Annotated in this window: 21 protein-coding genes; 10 read left to right on the top strand and 11 right to left on the bottom strand. The window is 58.7% G+C overall.

Annotated features, from left to right (window positions below; all coding sequences use genetic code 11):
* Positions 1 to 21 precede the first annotated feature (21 nt).
* On the bottom strand, positions 22 to 1,245 hold the full coding sequence (gene hemA / locus BUB72_RS04380; RefSeq protein ID WP_073141093.1) for a 5-aminolevulinate synthase: 1,224 nt from the start codon (positions 1,243 to 1,245) through the stop codon (positions 22 to 24).
* 117 nt (positions 1,246 to 1,362) lie between these two features.
* A complete protein-coding gene (locus BUB72_RS04375; protein ID WP_139250609.1) occupies positions 1,363 to 1,827 on the bottom strand; it encodes a 5-aminolevulic acid synthase in 465 nt (154 codons plus the stop codon).
* 300 nt (positions 1,828 to 2,127) lie between these two features.
* Between BUB72_RS04375 and BUB72_RS04370 the strand changes: the two genes are divergently transcribed.
* Positions 2,128 to 3,501 carry a M20/M25/M40 family metallo-hydrolase gene (locus tag BUB72_RS04370; RefSeq protein WP_073141089.1) on the top strand — a complete coding sequence of 458 codons (1,374 nt, stop codon included), beginning with the start codon at positions 2,128 to 2,130 and terminating at the stop codon, positions 3,499 to 3,501.
* Between the two features lie 35 nt (positions 3,502 to 3,536).
* Here the strand turns inward: BUB72_RS04370 and BUB72_RS04365 are convergent, their stop codons facing one another.
* Positions 3,537 to 3,998: an Lrp/AsnC family transcriptional regulator gene (locus BUB72_RS04365; protein ID WP_073141087.1), complete on the bottom strand. Its 462-nt coding sequence runs from the start codon at positions 3,996 to 3,998 to the stop codon at positions 3,537 to 3,539.
* Between the two features lie 137 nt (positions 3,999 to 4,135).
* Here BUB72_RS04365 and cysG point away from each other — a divergent pair, with 137 nt between their 5' ends.
* The 6 genes from cysG (at position 4,136) to BUB72_RS04335 (ending at position 9,516) form a co-directional block, all read left to right on the top strand.
* Complete coding sequence (gene cysG, locus BUB72_RS04360) at positions 4,136 to 5,515, top strand: siroheme synthase CysG (RefSeq protein ID WP_073141085.1); 1,380 nt, start codon at positions 4,136 to 4,138, stop codon at positions 5,513 to 5,515.
* Entirely contained in the window at positions 5,512 to 5,814 is a 303-nt protein-coding gene (locus BUB72_RS04355; RefSeq protein WP_073141082.1) for a DUF2849 domain-containing protein, read from the top strand. The genes cysG and BUB72_RS04355 overlap by 4 nt, the downstream gene beginning before the upstream one ends.
* Positions 5,814 to 7,478, top strand: coding sequence for a nitrite/sulfite reductase (locus tag BUB72_RS04350; RefSeq protein WP_073141081.1), 1,665 nt, complete (start codon positions 5,814 to 5,816; stop codon positions 7,476 to 7,478). The genes BUB72_RS04355 and BUB72_RS04350 overlap by 1 nt, the downstream gene beginning before the upstream one ends.
* Positions 7,468 to 8,187: a phosphoadenylyl-sulfate reductase gene (locus tag BUB72_RS04345; protein WP_073141079.1), complete on the top strand. Its 720-nt coding sequence runs from the start codon at positions 7,468 to 7,470 to the stop codon at positions 8,185 to 8,187. Before BUB72_RS04350 ends, BUB72_RS04345 begins: the two co-directional genes overlap by 11 nt.
* Entirely contained in the window at positions 8,184 to 8,597 is a 414-nt protein-coding gene (locus BUB72_RS04340) for a DUF934 domain-containing protein (protein ID WP_073141077.1), read from the top strand. The genes BUB72_RS04345 and BUB72_RS04340 overlap by 4 nt, the downstream gene beginning before the upstream one ends.
* A 73-nt stretch (positions 8,598 to 8,670) precedes the next feature.
* Positions 8,671 to 9,516, top strand: coding sequence for a ferredoxin--NADP reductase (locus BUB72_RS04335; protein ID WP_073141075.1), 846 nt, complete (start codon positions 8,671 to 8,673; stop codon positions 9,514 to 9,516).
* A 107-nt stretch (positions 9,517 to 9,623) separates the two neighbouring features.
* On the opposite strand, the gene BUB72_RS04330 is transcribed toward BUB72_RS04335, so the two are convergent.
* Complete coding sequence (locus BUB72_RS04330) at positions 9,624 to 10,556, bottom strand: hypothetical protein (protein ID WP_073141074.1); 933 nt, start codon at positions 10,554 to 10,556, stop codon at positions 9,624 to 9,626.
* Between the two features lie 232 nt (positions 10,557 to 10,788).
* Here BUB72_RS04330 and infC point away from each other — a divergent pair, with 232 nt between their 5' ends.
* A complete protein-coding gene (gene infC / locus BUB72_RS04325; RefSeq protein WP_245814721.1) occupies positions 10,789 to 11,304 on the top strand; it encodes a translation initiation factor IF-3 in 516 nt (171 codons plus the stop codon).
* A gap of 66 nt (positions 11,305 to 11,370) precedes the next feature.
* Here the strand turns inward: infC and BUB72_RS04320 are convergent, their stop codons facing one another.
* The 5 genes from BUB72_RS04320 to BUB72_RS04300 all read right to left on the bottom strand — a co-directional run bounded on the left by BUB72_RS04320 (position 11,371) and on the right by BUB72_RS04300 (position 16,084).
* Positions 11,371 to 12,369 (bottom strand): molybdopterin-binding protein, encoded by a 999-nt coding sequence (locus BUB72_RS04320; protein WP_073141070.1) that lies wholly within the window; start codon positions 12,367 to 12,369, stop codon positions 11,371 to 11,373.
* A complete protein-coding gene (locus tag BUB72_RS04315; protein ID WP_073141069.1) occupies positions 12,369 to 13,334 on the bottom strand; it encodes an XdhC family protein in 966 nt (321 codons plus the stop codon). Before BUB72_RS04315 ends, BUB72_RS04320 begins: the two co-directional genes overlap by 1 nt.
* Positions 13,324 to 13,788, bottom strand: coding sequence for a DUF1203 domain-containing protein (locus BUB72_RS04310; protein ID WP_073141067.1), 465 nt, complete (start codon positions 13,786 to 13,788; stop codon positions 13,324 to 13,326). The genes BUB72_RS04315 and BUB72_RS04310 overlap by 11 nt, the downstream gene beginning before the upstream one ends.
* Positions 13,789 to 13,856: 68 nt before the next feature.
* A complete protein-coding gene (locus BUB72_RS04305) occupies positions 13,857 to 15,107 on the bottom strand; it encodes a vWA domain-containing protein (protein WP_073141064.1) in 1,251 nt (416 codons plus the stop codon).
* A gap of 71 nt (positions 15,108 to 15,178) precedes the next feature.
* Complete coding sequence (locus BUB72_RS04300; protein ID WP_073141061.1) at positions 15,179 to 16,084, bottom strand: AAA family ATPase; 906 nt, start codon at positions 16,082 to 16,084, stop codon at positions 15,179 to 15,181.
* Positions 16,085 to 16,194: 110 nt separating this feature from the next.
* On the opposite strand from BUB72_RS04300, the gene BUB72_RS04295 reads away from it, so the two are divergent.
* Positions 16,195 to 17,415, top strand: coding sequence for an acyl-CoA dehydrogenase (locus tag BUB72_RS04295; protein ID WP_073141059.1), 1,221 nt, complete (start codon positions 16,195 to 16,197; stop codon positions 17,413 to 17,415).
* Positions 17,416 to 17,598: 183 nt separating this feature from the next.
* The gene (locus BUB72_RS04290) at positions 17,599 to 18,621 is read left to right on the top strand and encodes an extracellular solute-binding protein (RefSeq protein ID WP_073141057.1); all 1,023 of its coding nucleotides are present in this window, start codon (positions 17,599 to 17,601) and stop codon (positions 18,619 to 18,621) included.
* Between the two features lie 50 nt (positions 18,622 to 18,671).
* On the opposite strand, the gene BUB72_RS04285 is transcribed toward BUB72_RS04290, so the two are convergent.
* Positions 18,672 to 20,321, bottom strand: coding sequence for an ABC transporter permease (locus BUB72_RS04285; RefSeq protein ID WP_073141055.1), 1,650 nt, complete (start codon positions 20,319 to 20,321; stop codon positions 18,672 to 18,674).
* A gap of 65 nt (positions 20,322 to 20,386) precedes the next feature.
* Positions 20,387 to 21,478 carry a glycosyltransferase family 2 protein gene (locus BUB72_RS19250; protein ID WP_425435151.1) on the bottom strand — a complete coding sequence of 364 codons (1,092 nt, stop codon included), beginning with the start codon at positions 21,476 to 21,478 and terminating at the stop codon, positions 20,387 to 20,389.
* Positions 21,479 to 22,639 lie beyond the last annotated feature (1,161 nt).

Genomic DNA, 22,639 nt, shown 5'->3' with positions numbered 1-22,639 from the left:
TGTTGCAGTGCAGAAAAGCGGCTAACCCGCCATCTCGGCGCGATTCAGCGCACAATGGGACCACAATTCGTCCAGCGCATGAACCAGCGCATCAACCTGTTTTGGGCCATGAACCGGAGACGGGGTGAACCGCAGTCGCTCTGTCCCGCGCGGGACCGTCGGGAAGTTGATCGGCTGGACATAGATGCCGTGGTCATCAAGCAGCCGATCAGAAATCATTTTGCACTTCACCGGATCGCCGACATGGACAGGCACGATGTGCGAGCCGTGGTCGATGAGTGGTAAGCCCAACCCCTTCAAGCGCAGCTTCAACGCAGCCGCCCCGTCTTGGTGTTGCTTGCGCAATGTCGTGTCGGTTTTCAAATGCGCGACCGACGCTGCGGCACCGGCCGCAACGGCAGGAGGAAGCGACGTCGTGAAGATGAACCCCGGCGCGTAAGACCTTATCGCATCACACATTTTCGCGGATGCCGCGATATACCCGCCCATCACGCCATAGGCCTTGGCAAGGGTGCCGTTGATGATGTCGATACGGCTCATCAACCCGTCCCGTTCAGCCACACCGCCACCGCGGGGGCCGTACATGCCAACGGCGTGGACCTCGTCGATATAGGTCAGCGCATTGTATTCATCAGCCAGATCCAGAATTGCTTCGATTGGCGCGAAGTCACCATCCATCGAATAGATGCTCTCAAAGGCGACAAGCTTCGGCAGGTTCGCGGGAACAGCTTCCAGCTGGGCGCGCAGGTCGTCCAGGTCATTATGCTTGAAAATACGCTTCGCACCGCCGTTGCGACGAATGCCTTCAATCATAGACGCGTGGTTGAGATTGTCGCTGAGGATTACCAATCCGGGAAAAAGTTTAGGCAAAGTCGACAGAGTGGCATCATTGGCAATATAGGCAGAGGTAAACAACAGCGCCTCTTCCTTGCCATGCAGGTCGGCCAGTTCGGCCTCCAAACGCTTGTGATACACGGTCGTGCCCGAGATATTGCGTGTCCCGCCAGAGCCCGCACCAGTGGCATCCAGCGCCTCGTGCATCGCCGCCAGCACTACAGGGTGTTGGCCCATACCCAGATAGTCGTTGCCGCACCAGATCGTCACGTCTTGCGTCGTTCCATCAGGCTTGGTCCAAACCGCATGAGGGAAGTTGCCGCGCGCGCGCTCCACATCAATAAAGGTCCGGTAGCGGCCTTCGTCGTGCAAGCGTTGCAAGGCGGTGTCGAGCGCAGAGTCATAAGTCACAGGTTTGGCAGCCTTTTTGCTGTGGCATTAGAACAGTTCTACCGCGTTTAACGAATTTTGGCATCCTAGAATAGGCTACATTTTGCCACCCCACGAAAAAGTCAGGGGGTGGGCCGGTCAATCCGCCACCACCACGGTGCAATCTTTCGCCCCGCCACCCGACTTGGCACAAGCTGACAGTGCCCTCGCGCCGTCCCCGCCAGCAAAGCCAAAGGTGCCCTGACTTGGGGAAATGGCAAAGGCTTTGGGTGCCTTCAATTTACGATACTCCCCCCTTAGCGCATCTGCGGCCTCGGCGGACAGGCTCAGGGGCGCATCAGGTTTCGCACCCTTAGGTGACACCTCGAGAACCACGACACATTTGGCCGATGATTTCTTCCGGTTGGCCTCGCAATGTTTGAGCGCTGCCGCGCGTGCAGCATCAATTGAGTGATGTTGCGCCGAGGCATTCAACCAATCGACAAACAGCCCCTCATCCGGGGTCAGCGCCAGCGCGCCGAAGTAAGGAATGGTATCTTTGAGCGACAACACGATTGCTTGCTGCTTCTCGTCCAAAAAGGAGGTGTCAGGTAGTTCGGCCACGGTGCGGTTTCCCTTCGGCAAAGCCCGCCGGGCGTCCTTGTATGAAAGCGACTCAGCGGCCACGCTTGTCGCCGATTCAGCCAGAATAATTGCTACCGCTACGCTACGTAGAGTGGAAACCATGGAAAATACCTCAACATATAGATCATTGTTAACCGACATTACGCGCGAAATTGACCCTAGTCTCAAGGGGGAATTGCTATTGTTTCGATACTCGCGAAAACCGGCCCTTGGTGCTGGACAGCACGGTCGTGACTGTTAACCTTATGGCCAAATATTTCGGCATGGGGGCTGAGGAACATGACACTTGACGCTGTATTGAATCAGGTCGACGGGGATCTGGAATCCGCCGTCGCCAGACTACTGGAACTTCTTCGCATACCGTCGATTTCGACGGATCCTGCTTACAAGGGGGATTGTGACGCCGCTGCCGACTGGTTGGTGGACGACTTGCAAAGCATCGGCTTTGACGTCTCCAAACGCCCAACTCCGGGCCATCCGATGGTCGTCGCGCATGCCGAGGGCGAAGGCCCGCATGTGATGTTCTACGGCCATTATGACGTGCAGCCCGTTGATCCACTGTCGCTCTGGAACAATCCGCCATTCGAGCCGCGACTGGAAGACACCGACAATGGTCCCGTCATCCGTGGCCGTGGCTCCTCCGATGACAAGGGGCAGCTGATGACCTTTGTCGAAGCCTGCCGCGCTTGGAAAGTCGTTCACGGCGCGCTTCCAGCAAAAATCTCGCTGTTCTTTGAGGGCGAAGAGGAAAGCGGCTCACCCTCCCTCGTACCCTTCATGCAAGAAAACGCGGACGAGTTGAAAGCCGACATCGCGTTGATTTGCGATACCGGCCTGTTCGGAGACAGCACCCCTGCGATCGTCACACGGTTGCGTGGTTTGCTCGGCGAGGAACTCACGATCACCGGCCCCAGCAAAGACCTGCATTCCGGCATGTATGGCGGCATCGCGCGCAATCCGATCCGCGTATTGGCCAAGATCATCGCGAGCCTGCACGACGCCTCCGGCCGCATCATGGTGCCTGATTTCTATGACGGGGTGGAGGAACTTCCCGCCGACATCGCTCAACAATGGAACGATCTGGGCTTCGACAACAGCGAATTTCTGGGCGAAGTCGGCCTTGGCGTACCTGCGGGCGAGGACGGTCGCACCGGGCTGGAAATGATCTGGTCGCGGCCCACCTGCGAGGTAAACGGGATTTCCGGTGGGTATCAGGGCGACGGGTTCAAAACCGTGCTGCCATCAAAGGCTAGTGCGAAAATCTCCTTCCGTCTGGTGCCGGGTCAAGACCCGCTAAAGCTACGCGAAAGCTTCCGCGCCTTCGTACAAGCGCAGCTGCCCGAAGATTGCACCGTTGAGTTCAAAGGCCATGGCGCAGGATCGGCATCCGAGATGTCGACCGATCACCCTGCTTTCGAACAAGCTCGTGCCGCCTTGTCGGACGAATGGCCGAACCCTGCGACCTTTGTCGGCTGTGGTGGCTCGATCCCGATTGCAGGTCACTTCAAGGACATTCTGGGCATGGATGCCATGCTGATCGGCTTTGGCAAGGATGACGACCAGATCCACTCCCCCAACGAAAAATACGACTTGTCGAGCTTCCACAAGGGCATCCGGTCTTGGGTGCGTGTGCTTGACGCTATGTCGAAATAAAATGCGGCGGCGGCCTTATGGGCCGCTGCATTGCATCACAAAGGAAGCGCCGTCGTTGACTTGATTTCCTCCATCGACAGCAATGCTGTGACGTTGAATATCCGCACTTCCGAAATCAAGGCCTGATAAAACACATCATAGGCGCGCGCGTTAGCCACCCTCACCTTCAGGATGTAGTCGATGTCACCTGCAAGCCGATGCGCTTCCAGCACCTCGGGTCTCGCCTGAAGCGCGTGCAGGAACTTCTCCTGCCAATCGCTTTCATGCTCCGACGTGCGGATCAGCACAAAGAAACACGCCTCCAACCCCAGCTTTTCCGGATCAAGCACAACGGTGTCCTGCTTGATCACCCCCGCCGCCCGCAACTTCTTGATTCTGTTCCATACAGGCGTCTTGGAAGAGCCTGTTTTTCGGGCAATTTCATCAAGACTCTGTGAAGCATCCTCTTGCAGTTGCGCGAGTATGTTCCGGTCCATTGCATCTATCTGTGCTGCCATTCCCGTTTTCCTTTCGTTGCGAAACATACGTTCCCCAATTCACCTAAAAACGAACATTATTCCTTATTGTGCTGTATGGGTAGGCATTATTAGGAAATTTTTCTAAATATGGGAGCAAGCAACGAAGGACGCCTCAGATGAAGCACTTTCCGATTTTTATTTCCCTCGAGGGTCGTCGCGTCGTCGTCTCCGGCGGAGGCGAGGCCGCACTCGCCAAGCTGCGCCTGCTTCTCAAGACAGAAGCCAACTTGACCGTGGTCGCCAGCGATCCCGCCCCCGAGATCGTATCTTGGGCCGCCGAGGGCCGTTTGACCCTGATCGCACGCCCAATGGAAGTAGGCGACGCCCTGTGCGCCCGCCTATTCTATGCGGCGAATGAGGATGATACCGAAGACGCCCGCGTTGCTGACATAGCAAATCGCGAAGGCGCGTTGGTGAACATCGTCGACAACTTAGAGGACAGCCAGTTCATTACGCCCGCCATGGTTGATCGCGATCCTGTGGTCGTGGCAATCGGCACCGAAGGTGCTGCCCCTGTGCTGGCGCGTGCAATCAAGAAAGACATCGAAGAGCGGTTGTCCCCACGGCTGGGTCTTATGGCGCGGATCGGTAAAGCCTTTCGCACCAAGGCCGAAGCCCTGCCCTTCGGCGTCAAGCGCCGCGAGTTCTGGGCCGAGTATTACGCCAAAGACATCGCGACCAGCGAAGATGCCAAAACCACGTTGGACGCGTTGCTCGACAAACACCTGTCCGCACACGCGAAAGAGGGACGTGTTGATCTGGTCGGTGCAGGCCCCGGGGACCCAGAACTAATGACATTGAAGGCCCGCAAGGCTTTGGATGAGGCCGACGTGGTGATCTATGACCGCCTTGTCGCCCCTGAAATTCTGGAATTGGCCCGCCGCGAGGCCATTATGCTGTCCGCTGGCAAGGAAGGCTTCGGCCCGTCAGTCACGCAAGACGCGATCAACGAGATGATCGTCAGCCACGCCCGCAATGGTGCGCATGTGGTGCGCCTGAAGTCCGGTGATCCGACCGTCTTCGGACGCCTCGACGAGGAAATCGAAGCCTGCGACGCGTCCGGCGTCGCGTGGAGTATCGTGCCCGGCATCACCTCTGCCTCTGCGGCGGTTGCGGCCCTCGGCCAAAGCTTCACCAAACGCGGTCGCAACTCTGGTGTGCGCTTCATCACGGGCCATGACACCAAAGGCTTTGCCGATCACGACTGGAAGACCCTCGCCCGCGCAGGCGAAGTCGCTGCGATTTACATGGGCAAAAAATCCGCCCGCTTCATCCAAGGCCGTCTGTTGATGCACGGCGCAGACGCACTGACGCAGGTGACGGTGATCGAGAACGCGTCCCGCCCTGACCAACGCATCCTCGCCACCACCTTGGGCGAGCTGGAGCCAACCCTAACCCAAGCCAACCTGACCGGCCCTGCGCTGGTCTTCCTTGGCCTCGCCCCCCGCGCGGCACTCAACGCCGCACAGCAACACGAATTGGAGGCTGCGATATGAGCAAGCCCTTTACCCCGAAAGTCGTCACCGCCAATGCCCTGCTGGAAGGTGACGTGGTTTATCTGACTGCTGACGATCAATGGTCGCGGAATCTGTCAGACGCCGAAGTGATCGAGGACGCGGCTCATGGCGACCTGCGCTTGCTGGACGGCAGCTCGCAGCCCGATGTGGTCGTCGGCGTCTACCTGATCGACGTGGCGCTGGAAGACGGCATCCCGCAGCCCACACATTTTCGCGAAGAGTTCCGCACCCGCGGCCCATCCAATTACAACCACGGCAAACAGTCGGAGCTGGTTTAATGTATCAATACAATGACTTCGACCGCGATTTCCTCGCGGAACGCAACGCACAATTCCGCGCTCAGGTGGAACGCCGCATTGACGGATCCCTGACCGAGGATGAGTTCAAGCCGCTGCGTTTGATGAATGGTTTGTATCTGCAATTGCACGCCTACATGCTGCGCGTGGCCATTCCTTACGGCACTCTGAATGGCGGCCAGATGGACGTATTGGCCGACATCGCAGACAAATGGGACAAGGGCTATGGCCACTTCACCACGCGCCAGAATATCCAGTACAACTGGCCCAAACTGAAGGACGTGCCGGATATGCTGGACGTCTTGGGCGAGGTTGGCATGCATGCCATCCAGACCTCCGGCAACACGATCCGCAACGTCACCGCCGACCATTTTGCAGGGGCTGCGAAAGACGAGGTTGCGGACCCGCGCCCGACGGCGGAACTGCTGCGCCAATGGTCCACCGACCATCCCGAATTCCAGTTCCTGCCCCGCAAGTTCAAGTTGGCCGTGACCGGCTCTGCGAATGACCGCGCCGTGATCAAGGCCCATGACATCGGCATTCGCTTGCTGACTCGTGATGGTGCAGAAGGCTACCAGATCATCGTAGGCGGCGGCTTGGGTCGCACGCCGATGATCGGCAAAGTGCTTCGCGAATTTTTGCCGAAGGCGGATTTGCTGCCCTATTGCGAGGCCATCGTCAGCGTCTACAACCTGCTGGGTCGCCGCGATAACAAGTACAAAGCTCGCATCAAGATCACCGTTCATGAGAACGGCATCGAGACCATTCGTGATTTGGTGGAAGAGCGTTTTGCCCTACTGAAACCTCAGTTCGGTGGCGTTGATCAGAAGATGCTCAAAGACATCGAGGCACAGTTCGCCTTGCCCGAGTTCAAGACCGGTTCTGTCGCGGTGTTCAAGGACGCTTATCACAGCGATCCGGTGTTCCGGTCTTGGGCGGATACCAATCTGACGGCACATAAAAATGACGACTATTCCATCGTGTCGATCTCGATCAAAAAACACGGTGCAACACCGGGTGATGCAACCTCCGCGCAGATGCGCGAGATGGCTGCGATCGCGCGCGAATTTGCACATAACGAACTTCGTATCAGCCATGAGCAGAATGTTATCCTGCCCCACGTGCACAAATCGCACCTTCCTGCGATCCACGCCCGCTTGAAGGCCGTTGATCTGGCGACCGCGAATATCGGCAAAATCTCCGACATCATCGCCTGCCCCGGCATGGATTACTGCGCGCTGGCAACGGCCCGCTCGATCCCCGTGGCGCAGCAAATCGCGACACGGTTTGACGAGTTAAAGCTGGAGCATGAAATCGGGGATCTGAAGATCAAAATTTCGGGCTGCATCAACGCCTGTGGGCACCACCATGTGGGTCATATCGGCATCCTTGGTTTGGACCGTGCGGGCGTGGAGAACTACCAGATCACGCTGGGCGGCGACCACACCGAGACCGCGGCCGTAGGGGAACGCGCCGGACCGGGCTTTGCCTATGACGAAATCGTACCTGCGATTGAACGTCTGGTCGGTGCCTATTTGGAAAACCGTGAGGATGAAAACGAACGCTTCATCGACGCCTATCGCCGCCTCGGCCTCGCGCCGTTCAAAGCCGCCCTGTATCCGGAGGTCAAAGCCGATGCCGCTTAAGGAACTCGCCGAACGTCGTAACATCCTGCACCGCAAAAGCGGCGCTGAGACGATCTTGAAACATGCTTTGGATGATGTGCAAATCGGGCGCGTTGCCATGGTTTCCAGCTTCGGCGCGGAAAGCGTTGTGCTGTTGCACATGGTCAGCCAGATCGCACCGGACACGCCCATCCTGTTTCTGGACACCGAAATGCTGTTTCCGGAGACGCTGACCTATCAGCGCGAAGTCGCGGAGCTTTTGGGGCTCACCGATGTACGGGTCATCCGCCCGTCACGCGCAAAACTGCTGGAGAGCGACGTCGACAGCATTTTGCACACCATCGACCCTGATGCCTGCTGTTCCCTGCGCAAAACCCAGCCGTTAGAAGAGGCGCTGGCAGAATTTGACGGCTGGATCACCGGTCGCAAGCGGGCGCATGGTGGCGCACGTGCACAGCTCCCGCTCTATGAAAAGCAGGATCGCAAAATCAAGGTGAACCCACTGGCCAGCTGGGATACGACTCAAATCGCCAGCTATTTGGACAAACACGACCTGCCCCGCCATCCATTGGTGGCGCGCGGCTTCACTTCCATCGGCTGCACGCCGTGCACCACCAAGGTCGCCGCAGGGGAAGACCCGCGCGCAGGCCGCTGGCGGGGTATGGAAAAATCAGAATGCGGCATTCACATTGTGGATGGCAAAGTCATCAGACGGGAGAACGCAGCATGAGTGTTATCATCACAGACACCGGTTTCGTCCCCGATACGTGGAACCGAGGCTTCACAGATTTGGCCGATCTGCCTGCCAATGACACGCCGTGTTGCATCGACATCCCGTCCGATGCCGACCCAGCGGGGATTGCCAACCGTTTGAGCAAAATAGAAATGATCCGCGTTGATTTTCCAAGTTCAGCCGACGGTCGCGGTTTCAGCATCGCGCGCCGCTTGCGCCTGATGGGGTTCAACGGACGTCTGCGCGCACGGGGACATGTCATTGCAGACCAGTATGCGATGGCCCGTCGGTCCGGCTTCGACGAGGTCGAAATCGACGACGATCTCGCAGCGCGCCAACCCGAGGATCAATGGCTCGCGCGGGCCGATTGGGCCGCCCATAATTACCAAGCCCGCCTGCGCGGCTGATCGTCCCATTTAACAATCGCTCCAAGAGCAGTAGAAGGGCCGGAGAGGGAAGATGCCTCTCCGGATAATTGCCATGAATGAAGTTACCGCTATGAACGCACCCGTAAAAGCCGTCCCCACCCTTCCCGACGCCCAAACCGTCACTGAGGTGAAGCATTGGACCGACCGCCTGTTCTCTTTTCGCGTGACGCGCCCTGCGTCTTTGCGCTTCCGCTCCGGCGAGTTCGTGATGATCGGCCTAATGGGTGACCCGAACCCCGACACCGGCAAGCAAAAGCCGCTGCTGCGTGCCTATTCCATCGCCTCCCCCAGCTGGGACGAGGAGTTGGAGTTCTATTCGATCAAGGTGCAGGACGGCCCGCTGACCTCTAAGCTGCAACACATCAAAGTGGGTGACGAGATTATCCTGCGCCCCAAACCCGTTGGCACGCTGGTCCATGACGCTTTGCTCCCGGGCAAACGGTTGTGGTTCTTTGCCACCGGCACCGGATTTGCGCCTTTCGCGTCCTTGCTGCGCGACCCGCAAACCTACGAGGACTATGACGAGGTCATCATCACCCATACCTGCCGCGAAGTTGCAGAGTTGGAATATGGCCGCCAGTTGATCGAGGAAATCCGCACAGACGAGTTGCTGGGTGAATTGATCGGCGAGGAAAACCTCAAGAAGCTGGTCTATTACCCGACAACCACGCGCGAACAGAGCCCGAAGATGGGCCGCGTTACGGACAAGCTGCGCTCGGGTGAGCTGTTCGAGGAGCTGGGCGTACCCCCCATGGCACCCGAGACTGACCGCGCGATGGTCTGTGGCTCCATTGGCCTGAATATGGACCTCAAGGAAATCTTCGAAGGGTTCGGTCTGGAAGAAGGTGCCAATAGCGATCCCAAGCATTACGTGGTCGAAAAAGCCTTTGTGGGCTGAGACTTAAGACACCCTCGAAAATTCAAAACGCCGCGCCGGGATATCCGACGCGGCGTTATTTTGTCACCGCCAGGTTCCCCACGGGGAACCGGTGAGAGTGATAGGGCTTATTGCCCCAACGCTGCTCTAAGCTCTTCCAGAATGCTGGACAACCTATCGGGATTGTCGCGGGCTTGCTCAAGGCTGGTTTTCAGCGTCGTTTTTGCCAGCGGGTTCAAATCAGCGTTCTCAACCATTTCGACGACTTTGTCGTAGTCGAACCCTTCCATGGTCAGTGCCTCCGGCGTTGCTGCGTCGGCTGCAGCGTCCGCAGCTTCTGTGGTTGCGGTCGCAGCGTCGGCTGCCGTGTCGGTCGCAGCGTCAGTAGTAGCGTTCGCAGCATCTGTTGTTGCGTTCGCAGCGTCGGTTGCAGCTTCCGTTGTGGCGTTCGCAGCATCGGTTGCTGTATCAGTTGCAGCTTCGGTCGCCTCGGTCGCGGCTTCTCCAACGGAGTTCGCGGCATCAGTCGCAGCTTCCGTTGTGGCGTCGACAGCGTCAGAAGCAGCATCCGTTGCATCGGAAGCAGCATCAGTCGTCGCTTCGGTTGCGTCCGAAGCTGTGTCGGTCACAGCGTCAGCGGCATCATTGGCCGCATCCGTTGTGGCGTCGACAGCTTCACCAGCCGTCTCGGTCACAGCATCAACCGCGTCGGACGCAGCGTCGGCGGCTTCTTCAGCCGCGCCTTCAACGGCGTTTAATGCATCGGACGCAGCTTCTGATGCCCCTTCGACGGCGCCTTCAACAGCACCCTCTACGGCGTCTGCAGCTTCGGCTGCGGCTTCTGTTGCGCCTTCAACGGTTTCGGTCACAGCTTCGGTTGTGGCTTCTGCAGCATCGGACGCAGCTTCGGTGGTCGCATCAACGGCCCCCTCAACTGCGGATGTCGCGTCGCCGGTCGCTTCTTTTACAGCGTCCATGGCGTCGCCATCTTTGTTCATCCAAACATAACCGCCCACACCAATCAGTGCGAGCACGACGATGATGATAATTCCACGTTGCATAATTCTAATAGTCCCTTTGGTTTCGCAGGGATTCCCCCGCCTGCAGCGACGAGCTATGGCATAGGAATGCCGTTTACAACGGGATTTCGCCATAGTTTTTCCCCGTCTGGCCCAAATGGGCGGAAAACCGACTTGTAGGACGGGCCGCGCCCCTCTATTTTGATGTCTCGAAACAATTGAAACCAAAGAAGGACTTCAGGCCATAGCCCGCAGACCACACAATGCGCCACCCGTGCGTGAAACCGGACCGCGCGTCAACGACCGCATCCGCTCTGATGAAATTCGCCTTATTGGCGCAGAAGGCGAAAACGTGGGCGTAGTCACGCCCGCCCGAGCAATGGCCATGGCAGAAGAAGCCGGGCTTGACCTCGTCGAGATTTCGCCAAACGCCAGCCCGCCTGTTTGCAAGATCATGGATTTCGGCAAGTACAAGTACGAAACCCAGAAGAAAGAGGCCGAGGCCCGCAAGAAGCAAAAGATCATCGAGATCAAAGAGGTCAAGTTCCGCCCGAACACTGACACCAATGATTACGACGTGAAAATGCGCAACGTGTTCAAGTTCCTAGAGAACGGCGACAAGGTGAAGGTCACCCTGCGCTTTCGTGGTCGCGAGATGGCGCACCTTAATCTTGGCCGTGAGCTGCTGGAACGAGTCGCTGACGACATCGAAGGCCACGGCAAGGTCGAGAACTTCCCCAAGATGGAAGGCCGCCAGATGATCATGTTGATCGGCCCGCTGAAGACGTAACACCGTCCTGTCTGCCCCAATTTGAAAAGCCCCGATGCCCGAACGGCCCTCGGGGCTTTTTCTTTGTCAGGTGCGTTTCGGGTCGCGTGGCTGTGGCCTCGAGGGGATTTCTTTCAACAGACCACCGACCCCCATTCCCATAATGTCTTTAGCCGTCACGGGGATACCGCAAATCAAACGCTCCAACACCCAATCGGCCCCGTTTAACGCCGGCGATCGGGCGCATCCAGGCAGGCCGATCACAGGCTTGCCCGCTAGATCGCCGAGGAATAACAGATTGCCGGGGTCCACGGGCATCCCGAAATGCGCCACTTTCCCCCCCGCCGTCCGCACCGCCTCAGGTGCGATGTCTCGCAGGTCGGAAGTGGCCGAGGCGGTCAGGATCAATACCATATCCCCCGTCGCCCGCCGCAATGCGTCTGACAGCGCCGAGATATCATGGGCACATCGCACCGGCTCATCCATTCGGGCGCCGAGGGCCTCCACCCTGTCGCGGATCGCGTTGGCCCCTTTGGACGACATCGGATTGGCGAGCGTCGTCTCGATAAAACTGACACGCTCCATACTGGCCACCGCCACCCTTAGCGCGGCCTTGCCGACCTCCAACGTTCGCGCCAATGCGTCTTTGGGTACCGCATAGGAAATGATCTTCACGGTCGCGACCATTCCGCCCTGCTCCATCCGGTGCTGCTGCGGCACCGTGGCGACTGTGATCATCGGATGGATTGCGTTCAGCGCGTTGATTGCGTCCGCGTCAATCTGAACCACGCCCGGTGCTGTCGCAAAGATGTTGCAACGCCCCGTCCCGACCGCACCCAATCGCAGGTAGGCAGCGGCCTCGTCCGGCACCAATGCCAGCGCCAGCGCCAAGGCCGCGTCGTCTTCATGCACATCCTCCGCCGCCAATCGGGCAACGGTCACTTCCGTTTTTCCAGCCTCGACGAGCGTATATAGATGGGACTGTTCCAACACCAACCCTTTGCGCAACCGCTTCCCATTGGCCTGAACTGAATGGGCAAGGATCGCACCAAGGGCGGAGGATGTCGGGACTGGTCCGAACTCCATCACGATTGCCGCAGGGTCTGGATGATCTGCGCCATGATGCTGACCGCGATCTCCGCCGGAGATTTCGCCCCAATATCAAGACCGACCGGTGCATGGATGCGCGCAATCTGTGCTGGGGTAAAGCCAGCCTCGGTCAGCCGTGCCTCGCGCTTGGCATGGGTGCGGGTCGAACCAAGGCAACCAAGATAGAAGCAGTCCGACCCTAGCGCCGCTTGGATCGCGGGATCGTCGAGTTTCGGATCATGGGTCAAGGTCACGATGGCGGTGCGAGTGTCGATGCCGAACTCCGCCAAGGCGGCATCCGGCCAGTCATGACGCAACGCCGTCTCGGGGAAACGCACCGCGCTGGCGAACGCTTCACGCGGGTCGATCAACACAGGCGCGAACCCCGCGGCGCGTGCCATTGGGAGCAGGCTTTGCGCGATGTGCACGCCGCCGATCACCGCCATACGCAAGGGCGGGTTGTGCACCGCAACAAACAGACTGCCTTCAAAGCCGGATTTATCCGACCGGAAGCGTTCGGGGAACGCGTCCGGGGCTGCCAACCCGCGCGCCCAGCTTTCAGTGTCAACGGTGTAGGCAATCGGCTTGGACGCTGCGCGGGCCTCAACCAGATCGGAAAGCATCTGGACGGGGATCGCCGCCCCGACAGGCTCGACCAACACGCGGATCGTGCCGCCACAGGCCAAGCCCACGGCAAAAGCCTCGTCGTCAGAAACACCGTATTCCAGCAATCGCGGTGCGCCGTCATCCAAGGCGTCCATCGCTTCAACCACGACGGCCCCTTCGACGCAGCCGCCCGAGACCGACCCCATGATATCCCCCTGCCCCGAGATCGCCAGCTGCGAGCCCACAGGCCGCGGGGCCGAGCCCCAAGTCTCGACCACCGTTGCCAAAGCCGCACCGGTGCCAGCGCGATGCCATTTCAATGCTATGGCGGGTATGTCGTTGAGATCAGTCGTCACGATATATCCTTGTCAAAAAACAGTTGTTCCGGCTGGATCGTACATCAACGTAAGCAACATCGGCGCGTTCGAAAAGCGTCGACGCGTACGGCTCCACCTGCGCGGCGGGCGTTATCTGGCCTGTTCCGTAGATAATTCGGTTGTCTTGGGAATAGGCTTTGAGCAGGTAGTCCGGCGATGTGCTCAGGATTGGCGGACTACCTGCGTCTTGATAGGGTATGCACGCCTCTGCGCAAAGAAAGATCGGCCCCAACTCTGCGTAGGGCTGGGGTTCAGGAAAGGGCCGCGCGGCGAGGATCAACATGATTGCACCGTCCGGCACTTGATCGAGGCAGCATCGGCAGGGCTTTCCTTGCCCGTCGCTGACGACACGTTCCGCTGCTTGGCCGTTGGCGTCAGGGCCGCCTGCCCGCACTGCGTCGACAAAAGCTTGGTCATAAGATGTATAGCGCATAATGGTCTCCGTTTTTGCTGCGCTTGAGTTTGGCCCCACTGATCTTCCCAATCGACCCGCTCCTTGCGCTAAAGCAGCGCCATCAGGCGCGCTTTTTCGCCCACATCATCGGGACGTGAAATGGCTTCGGCCAAGGCCTCCAGCGCTGCGATATTGTGGCCGGCACGAAAGCTGTCGACATGGGGCAGCATGGCTTTGATGCCGCGGGCCTTTGGAGCGAACTCTTCCCACCGCAACAACGGGTTCAGCCAGATCACCTTTCTGGCGCTCAGATGGAGGCGGCGCATCTCGTGAGCAAGCGCATCGGGATCATCGCGGTCCAAGCCATCTGTGATCAGCAACACGACCGCCCCATTGCCCATGACCCTACGCGACCAGTCGCGGTTGAACTGGTGCAGACAGGTGCCGATCTTTGTGCCACCCTCCCAATCTTGGGCTTGTGCACCCGCTGCGGCCAACGCCGCATCGACATCCCGCGTGGCCAGATGGCGGGTGATATTGGTGAGTTGCGTGCCAAAGGTGAAGGCATGGACCTTGGCCCAGCCCGCGCCCTTCTCGTTGCTGACCGCATGTAAGAAATGCAGCACCGCACGGGAGTATTGCGACATGGAGCCCGAAATATCGCACAGCGTCACGAGGTTCGGCCACCGCTCGCGCCGCGTTTTCAGGGCGAAGTTTTGTAATTCACCGCCTTGGCGCATCGCCGCACGCAGCGTTGCCGGCCCGTCGATCAGACGGCCGTTCCGGGTCAGTCTGGTGCGCCGCGAGACGAGTGGTTTAACCGGTAGTGTCAGCTTCGCGAGCATGCGCTTGGCGGCGGCCATCTCGGCGTTGCTCATCAGTTCGAAGTCGAGACTGCGCAGCCGTTCCTCGCCCGACATGGTGCGTGAGGCGTCGATCTCGATCTCTGTCTCTTCGCCCTCTTCTTCGTTGCGCGGGATCTCCCGTGTGACACCTTCCAGCAAGGCTTCAGCGGCACGTTTTTCGGCGGGCTTGGCTTTGTGCTCTTCTTGGACGCCGCGGATCATCGGGCTGAGGGCAGCGATCATATGCTCCAGATATCGCGGGTCCCGCCAGAACAAACGAAAGACTTGAGCGAAAATCAGGCGGTGTTCGGGACGCGACACGAAGCACGCTTGCAAGACGTAGAAGAAATCAGGCTTGCGGGAAAAACCGACGGCCTCCACCGCGCGGGTGGCGTCGATCACACGACCAGAGCCGACAGGAACGCCCGCCGCGCGCAGCGCGCGCGCGAACCATGTGATGTTGTCGGCAAGTTTGCCGTCGGCGGGGATATCAAGAGGCGGATAGGCAGACATTCAGGCGTGCATTGGGGGCCAGGCCCCAAACCCCCGAGGTATTTTCGAAGCAATGATAGGAAAGTGACGTCTCATACCAATTCTTCGCGCAGGTCTTCTAGGATGCGCTTGGCCTCGGCACCCTGGATTTTCTGGATGTCGTCCTGGTATTTTAGAATTGCGCCAAGGGTGTCGGCGATGACTTCGGGGCTCATGGCGATGACGTCCAGCGCGAGCAGGCACTTGGCCCAGTCGATGGTTTCCGCCACGCCGGGGGATTTGAACAGATCCTCCTTGCGCAGGCGTTGCACGAAGCCGACGATCTCGCGGCTCAGGGCCTCTTGGGCTTCTGGTGCACGGGCATGGAGGATCGCTATTTCGCGATCGAAATCGGGGTAGTCTACCCAATGATACAAGCAGCGGCGCTTGAGCGCGTCGTGGACTTCGCGGGTACGGTTCGAGGTCAGGATTACGATCGGCGGTTCCGCGGCCTTGATGGTGCCCAGTTCCGGGATGGTAACTTGGAAATCAGACAAGGCCTCCATCAGAAATGCCTCGAACGGGGCATCCGTGCGGTCCAACTCATCGATGAGCAGAACCGGCGGGCCGCCTTCTTGCGGTTGCATCGCTTCCAGAAGCGGGCGTGCGGTGAGGTAGGCGTCCGAGAAAAGCTCTGTCTGCAAGGCATCGCGATCCGTGGTGCCCGTCGCCTCCGCCGTGCGGATTGCGACCATTTGCGCGGGGAAATTCCATTCGTAGACGGCCGAGGACGCATCAAGCCCCTCATAGCATTGCAGCCGGATCAGACGACGGCCCAGTGCGGCGGCGATGGCTTTGGCAATCTCGGTTTTGCCCGTCCCCGCCTCGCCTTCCAGAAACATCGGGCGCCCCAATTTGAGCGACAGGAACACCACCGTGGCCAAGGCCCTGCCGCAAATATAGTCCTGCTTTGCCAAAAGTTCGATCGTCTCGTCGATGGACTGGGGTATTTGGATCATGCGAGGCTCCTTCCTGCGACATAGCTGCATCTAGGATCACCGCCGTCAAGCATTGCCCCCCACCAAGCGCGACTATAGTCTAAGCCAAACGCTGCATTTGGAGTTGCCCCATGAACGTCACCACCCAAATTTCCGCAAAAGACGCCCCCGACATGGCGCGTTTTGACTGGGAAGACCCGTTTCGCCTTGAGGACCAATTGACCGAGGACGAGCGCATGTTGCGCGACGCTGCCCGCAGTTTTGCCGACACCGAACTGGCCCCGAAGGTAATAGCCGCCTACCGCGATGAGACCGTTGATCCCGGCATGTTTAAGGCCATGGGGTCTGCGGGGCTGTTGGGCCTAACGGTGCCAGAGCAATACGGCGGCTTGGGTGCGTCTTATGTGACCTACGGGCTGGTGGCCCGCGAGATCGAACGGGTGGATTCGGGGTATCGCTCGATGATGTCGGTACAATCCTCTTTGGTGATGTACCCGATCTATGCCTATGGCTCCGAGGAGCAGCGCCAGAAATATTTGCCGGGTCTTGCATCGGGCGATCTGATTGGCTGCTTCGGGCTGACCGAGCCAGATGCGGGCTCCGATCCTGCGGGCATGAAAACTGTCGCAAAGAAAACCGACACCGGATATGTGCTGAACGGCGCGAAGATGTGGATTTCAAACTCCCCCTTTGCAGATGTGTTTGTGGTCTGGGCCAAATCCGAGGCCCATGGCGGCAAAATCCGCGGCTTCGTGCTGGAGAAAGGTATGGACGGGCTGTCGGCGCCGAAGATCGGCGGCAAGCTGTCCTTGCGCGCCTCCACCACCGGCGAGATCGTGATGAAAGATGTGGCCGTGGGCGAAGACGCGCTGCTGCCGAATGTCGAGGGGCTGAAAGGTCCGTTCGGGTGTTTGAACCGTGCGCGCTACGGCATCTCTTGGGGTGTTTTGGGGGCTGCAGAATTCTGCATGCACGCCGCGCGTCAGTATGGCCTCGACCGCAAGCAGTTCAACAAACCGTTGGCTCAAACGCAGCTGTATCAGAAGAAACTAGCCGATATGCTGACCGAGATTTCGCTGGGGCTGCAAGCCTCCTTGCGCGTTGGCCGTCTGATGGACGAGGGCCGCGCCGCGCCCGAGATGATCTCGCTGGTCAAACGCAACAACTGTGGTAAGGCGCTGGATATGGCACGCATGTCGCGGGACATGCATGGCGGCAACGGCATTCAGGAAGATTACCAGATCATGCGTCACATGCTGAACCTTGAAACGGTGAACACCTATGAGGGCACGCATGACGTGCACGCGCTGATTCTGGGCCGCGCCGTGACCGGGCTTCAGGCATTTTTCTAAAAGCTAAGCATTAGAACTTGAAACGGGGCGGTCGTTTGGCCGCCCTTTTTCGTTCTCGGATCGGATCTCTTAGCGGTCGAATGTTATTTCTGATCCTTTTAGTCAGAAACACTTGCATCCCTCGCGGGATGTAGTAACCAATAAAAACAGTAAGAAATACCAACCCAAACTGGATCGCTAAAAATGACCAAAACGACCGCAACCTTCCCGATGATCTTGGCCGCCACCCTTGGCGCTGCCCTGCCGGCACTCGCAGCCGAGGAGCTTAACCTGTATTCGGCCCGACACTACGACACGGATGAGCGCCTCTATTCCGACTTCACCAAGGCCACAGGCATCACGATCAACCGCATCGAGGGCAAGGCAGATGAGCTGGTGACCCGCATGAAGGCAGAAGGCGCGAACTCTCCGGCGGATATTTTGATCACCGTTGACACCTCCCGCCTGAAACGCGCCAAAGACGCAGGCGTGCTGCAATCGGTGGACAGCGAGCTGCTGGAAGCCGCCGTTCCTGCGAACCTGCAAGACAGCGACAACCAGTGGTTTGGCGTCTCCCAGCGTGCGCGGATCATCTTCTACGACAAGGCCGCCGTCGCGAACCCGCCCGCCACCTATGCCGACCTCGCGGACCCTGCCTATAAGGGCATGGTGTGCATCCGGTCGTCGTCCAACACCTACAACCAGACGCTGCTCGCCTCGATCGTTGAGCATGAAGGCAAAGAAGCTGCCAAAGCTTGGGCGCAAGGCGTCGTCGACAACATGGCACGCGCGCCTCAGGGCGGTGACACCGATCAGCTGCGCGGCATCGTTTCTGGTGAATGTGCCATCGCGGTCTCTAACACCTACTACTTTGCCCGCGCGATCCGCACCGACGTGGACGGCGTATCCGCTGACATCGAACGTATCGGTTGGGTTTTCCCTGACCAAGACGGCAACGGCGCGCATGTGAACTTGTCCGGCGCAGGCATCGCGAAGCATGCGCCAAACCGCGACAACGCGGTGAAGTTCATGGAATACCTCGTCTCCGAGCAAGCGCAGAGCTACTTCGCTGACGGCAATGACGAATACCCCGTCGTTGCGGGTTTCAAAGGTAACGCGGCTGTTCAAAAGCTGGGTGTATTCAAGGCTGACGAGGTGGATCTGTCTGCCGTGGCGACCAAACTGCCAGTGGCACTCGAGATTTTCAATCAGGTTGGCTGGGAATAATCCCACCCCTACAAACACTCAAAGGCGCGGCGGGAAACCTCCGTGCCTTTTTATTTGCGGCGGACTTGTCGGCAGATCAGGATGACGGGCAGCAGCCCGATGGCCACAATCACCAAAGACGGGACCGCCGCCCCCTCCAACCGCTCGTCAGACGCCAGACGGTAGGCTTGCACCGCCAGCGTGTCATAGTTGAACGGGCGTAGGATCAAGGTTGCGGGTAGTTCCTTCATCACGTCCACAAACACGATCAAAAGCGCCGTCAAAAGGCTGGGCCGCAAGATCGGGAAATGCACGCGCCGCAGGGTGCCAAAGGCCGTCTGCCCCAAAGCCCGCGACGCCATATCCATATTCGCGTTCACCGCCACCTGCCCGCCCTCATAAGCGCCCAAAGCGGCGGCGAGGAAACGGATCATATAGGCCGCAATTAGCAACCAGATGGAGCCGGTGATCAGCAGGCCGGTCGAGATGTCAAACGTGGCCCGCATCCACGCATCCAACGCGTTGTCGAAATTGGCGAAGGGCACCATCAGACCCACCGCAATCACTCCGCCGGGCACGGCGTAGCCCAAGCGGGCAATCGACGTGGACAAACGCGACAACAGCCCATCATCAAGGCGCTGCAAATATCCAAGCGTCACCGCCGCAGCGAGCGTCACGAAGGCCGCGATCATCGCAAGCGTGATCGAATTCAAAGCAAACGATACATAGCGCGGCGAAAACAGGTTCTGCTCGCTGCCAAACCCCATGATCAACAAGGCCGCACCCGGAACGACCCAGCCAAAGATCACCGGGATAGCGCACAGCGCCATCGCCCCCCATTTTGCCCAGCCTTCCAGCTCGATTGCCGCCATCGGCTCTTGGCGTTTGGAGCTGTCGTGGTATTTCGCCCGTCCGCGGCTGGACCGCTCCAGCACCGCCAGAACCAGCGCCACCATCAAGATGCCAAGCGCCAGCTGCGCCGCCCCTGCCCGATCCCCCAGCGAGAACCAGCTGGTGTAGATACCCGTCGCAAAGGTTTGAACGCCGAAATAGGCAACGGTACCGAAATCAGCAATCGTCTCCATCACAGCAAGCAGAACCCCCGATGCAATCGCAGGCCGCGCCATTGGAATCGAGACGCGCAAAAAGGCCTGCCACGGCGTCTTACCCAAGGCGCGTGCGGCCAGAAAGGACGTCGCACTTTGTTGCAAGAACGCGGCCCGCGCCAGCAGGTAGACATAGGGATACAAGACCAAGATCAGCATGACCGCTGCACCGCCCAAAGAGCGTATTTCAGGGAACCAGTAGTCCCGCGCGCCCCAGCCGGTCACATCGCGCAGTGTAGATTGCACGATGCCGGGATGGTCCAGCAAATGGGTGTAGGCATAGGCCAGCACGTAAGCCGGAAAGGCCAGTGGAATGACCAACGCGATCTCAAGCAGCTTGCGACCGGGAAACTCTGTCATCGTCACCAGCCACGCGGCACCGGTGCCGATCATCAGCGTCCCGATGGACACCATCAGCACCAACAGCGCCGTGGTGGCCGTATAACGCCCCAACACCGTATCCGCGAGATGCTCCAGCGTCTCGCTTCCTCCGGTCAACGCGGCCAAGGCCACGGCAATCATTGGCAGCAGGCACACAGTCGCCAGCACGACTGCCGCGCGGCGCAGGCTTTTGGGACCGGTGATGGTCTGACGAGGGCGGTTCAGCTTCAACATTGCACCCCGTCTCTACAATCGCAGGCTGGTGATGGGAAGGGATGGCTTACAAAAACGCTCAGGCACTAATGCGTCGTTTTGACCTTTTCGACGGTGAAGAAGAAATCCTCGGGGATGTCGTCTTTGAGCGCAACTTCATCAGGGATCACATCGGGACCGGCGAGAAACACATTTGCCCCGAAATAATTGTGCATCCGCGATAGGCGCTCCATCCGTGAGCCAGTCAGGTCGTTGTAGAAGTTGGAATAGTTCTCCGTGGCCTTCAGCTCTTCGATTTTTTCGCGGTGCTTGGCGACCGAATATTCATGCGCGGCGCGCAGCTCGGGATCGGCCATCAAGCGGTCAAACTCGGCTTGCAGCAGCGGCAGTTTGGTTTGGGCCGAGGTGTTCTCTTCCCAGTTGTTATTCATTCGAAACCAATAACTTAGCCCTTGATCCCGATCCACATGGTTCACCCGCCCACGGTCACGCTTGACCAAGAAACTTTCGGCAGAGCGCACGGCGTAATGGTTCAGCGTCACCAGATCATACCCGTAGCTGTCTGTGGTTGAGCGCCAGCCGTTGCGGATCAGTTTCTTCGGCATCGGCTTGCCGGATCCGTTCACCCATTTGATCTTGTCCCACAAGTCAGGCTTCAGGCCCTTGGGCCGATGCACGCCCATCTTCTTGTAGATGCCTATATTGCGGAACAGGGTCTTGAATCCCCATGCCTGATGCGGTTTTCGGCACAGTTCCGGTGCGCATTGCGTAAACTGGTAGATCAGGAATTCGTCTTTATATTCATGCACATCCGCATTGCCAAACAGCCGCCATGTCAGCGAAATCATGTTGGCATCTCCGACGGCCTTATACAAATCGTCCAGCTTGCCCTCGCCCACATGGATGTTGATGAATTCATCAACATCCATCGAAATCGCCCAACCCGCGTTCTTGAACACCTTTTCATTGTCAGCGGCATCCAGCGCCCAGTGCTGGGGCTTCAGATCAGTCCCCGCGAATTTGTTGTCACGACGTTGAAGAATGCCGCGTTCTTGCAGCAGGTCCAAAAGCTCGTCTGTGCCGTCGTTGCAGTCGTTGGTGTAGACAAGGAAATCATCCACCCCGATGGCGCGGTGATAGGCGATCCATTCCAGAATGAATGGCCCCTCGTTCTTCATGCAGGTCACGATGACCGTGCGCCCACCATCAATGGCTTTGCCCGCAGGCTCCTCCATCTTGCTTTCGGGGGGGCGCACGGGCTTGTGGTCCCAGACATCTTGCGCCAGCGCCAGCAAATGCTCGTCTTCAATCAGCGATGTTTTCGGCACCAATTCCGCGGCCGAGCTGTTCGGGTGCCGGATCGCCATGGCCCGCGTAAACGTCATGATTTCATCAGGTTGCGGCTCGGCATCAACAATCCGCACGAAGCGCCAAACCTTGTCACTGCCCAAGCGGGACGGCGCGATGCACCAGCGGCGGTTGGCACGAGGATTGTCAAACTGGCGACAAATATGATCCCCGAAAGTCGGCTTCTTCTTAGGGCGAACCCGCCAAGGATAAATGCGCTGCCCGATAAGCTGGATAACCCCTGCGGAAGTTTCATGAACTGCGTCGAACGGCTTGCTCTCCAGCGCCAGTATATCCGTCAGGTCGATATTCATCACCGCCCGCGCACGCCCTAGAAACCGCCACTTGGCCCATTCATACAGCGACAGCTCGGCCATGGGCGAGGTTTGCGGCTCTTGAGGCAAATCCTCCATCCGGTCTTTACCCGGAGCGTCAGCGGCATTGAACGGGTGTGAAGCAGACGGCAGCGTCGCATCCCCAAGCGGTACGGACGACTTCACATGCACCAGACGTTTCAATTCCAGCTTCGACGCGAGTGCTTTAAGTTTCTTCTCGAACCCTTTCTCAATCTTAGGTTTTTCACGGTCGATGACGAGGATCGCTTCAAGCCCATGCCCCGACATATGGTACTGCAGCCACTCTTCGATCACCTCGATGGGCTCGCCATTCCGCTCGACCATGCAGACATTCATGTCTTCGAACAGATCGGTTTCCGGCTGTTGCACTGGCAGCGTCAACGACCCCTCTTTCAGTGCAATCTTGATCTGTGCAGACGGCTCTGCCGCCACTCCGACAAACATGGGCCCGCCGTTGATCAGACGGGCTTCGCTGAAAGTCGCGCAACCGTCACGGGGCTTCGGCTCGAATGCCTCCATAGGCGTTCCGGTTTTGAAAAACACCCGAAGCCCCATACCCCCGATAGGGTCTTCCCATCCGATACAATCAAGAGCCACAAGGCCTTGATCTTCAACAACATTCAATTCGCGTTTTTG

This window comes from Litoreibacter ascidiaceicola (assembly GCF_900129235.1).
Lineage (GTDB): Bacteria > Pseudomonadota > Alphaproteobacteria > Rhodobacterales > Rhodobacteraceae > Litoreibacter > Litoreibacter ascidiaceicola.
The sequence above is the reverse complement of the archived record's forward strand: the minus strand, read 5'-3'. Positions and strand labels throughout refer to the sequence as shown.

Coding starts and splice junctions, on each gene's coding strand:
- BUB72_RS04370 (WP_073141089.1), top strand. CDS start 2,128: ATGACACTTGACGCTGTATTGAATCAGGTCGACGGGGATCTGGAATCC.
- BUB72_RS04365 (WP_073141087.1), bottom strand. CDS start 3,998: ATGGCAGCACAGATAGATGCAATGGACCGGAACATACTCGCGCAACTG.
- cysG (WP_073141085.1), top strand. CDS start 4,136: ATGAAGCACTTTCCGATTTTTATTTCCCTCGAGGGTCGTCGCGTCGTC.
- BUB72_RS04355 (WP_073141082.1), top strand. CDS start 5,512: ATGAGCAAGCCCTTTACCCCGAAAGTCGTCACCGCCAATGCCCTGCTG.
- BUB72_RS04350 (WP_073141081.1), top strand. CDS start 5,814: ATGTATCAATACAATGACTTCGACCGCGATTTCCTCGCGGAACGCAAC.
- BUB72_RS04345 (WP_073141079.1), top strand. CDS start 7,468: ATGCCGCTTAAGGAACTCGCCGAACGTCGTAACATCCTGCACCGCAAA.
- BUB72_RS04340 (WP_073141077.1), top strand. CDS start 8,184: ATGAGTGTTATCATCACAGACACCGGTTTCGTCCCCGATACGTGGAAC.
- BUB72_RS04335 (WP_073141075.1), top strand. CDS start 8,671: ATGAATGAAGTTACCGCTATGAACGCACCCGTAAAAGCCGTCCCCACC.
- BUB72_RS04330 (WP_073141074.1), bottom strand. CDS start 10,556: ATGCAACGTGGAATTATCATCATCGTCGTGCTCGCACTGATTGGTGTG.
- BUB72_RS04320 (WP_073141070.1), bottom strand. CDS start 12,369: ATGGAGTTCGGACCAGTCCCGACATCCTCCGCCCTTGGTGCGATCCTT.
- BUB72_RS04310 (WP_073141067.1), bottom strand. CDS start 13,788: ATGCGCTATACATCTTATGACCAAGCTTTTGTCGACGCAGTGCGGGCA.
- BUB72_RS04305 (WP_073141064.1), bottom strand. CDS start 15,107: ATGTCTGCCTATCCGCCTCTTGATATCCCCGCCGACGGCAAACTTGCC.
- BUB72_RS04300 (WP_073141061.1), bottom strand. CDS start 16,084: ATGATCCAAATACCCCAGTCCATCGACGAGACGATCGAACTTTTGGCA.
- BUB72_RS04295 (WP_073141059.1), top strand. CDS start 16,195: ATGAACGTCACCACCCAAATTTCCGCAAAAGACGCCCCCGACATGGCG.
- BUB72_RS04290 (WP_073141057.1), top strand. CDS start 17,599: ATGACCAAAACGACCGCAACCTTCCCGATGATCTTGGCCGCCACCCTT.
- BUB72_RS04285 (WP_073141055.1), bottom strand. CDS start 20,321: ATGTTGAAGCTGAACCGCCCTCGTCAGACCATCACCGGTCCCAAAAGC.
- BUB72_RS19250 (WP_425435151.1), bottom strand. CDS start 21,478: ATGAAGAACGAGGGGCCATTCATTCTGGAATGGATCGCCTATCACCGC.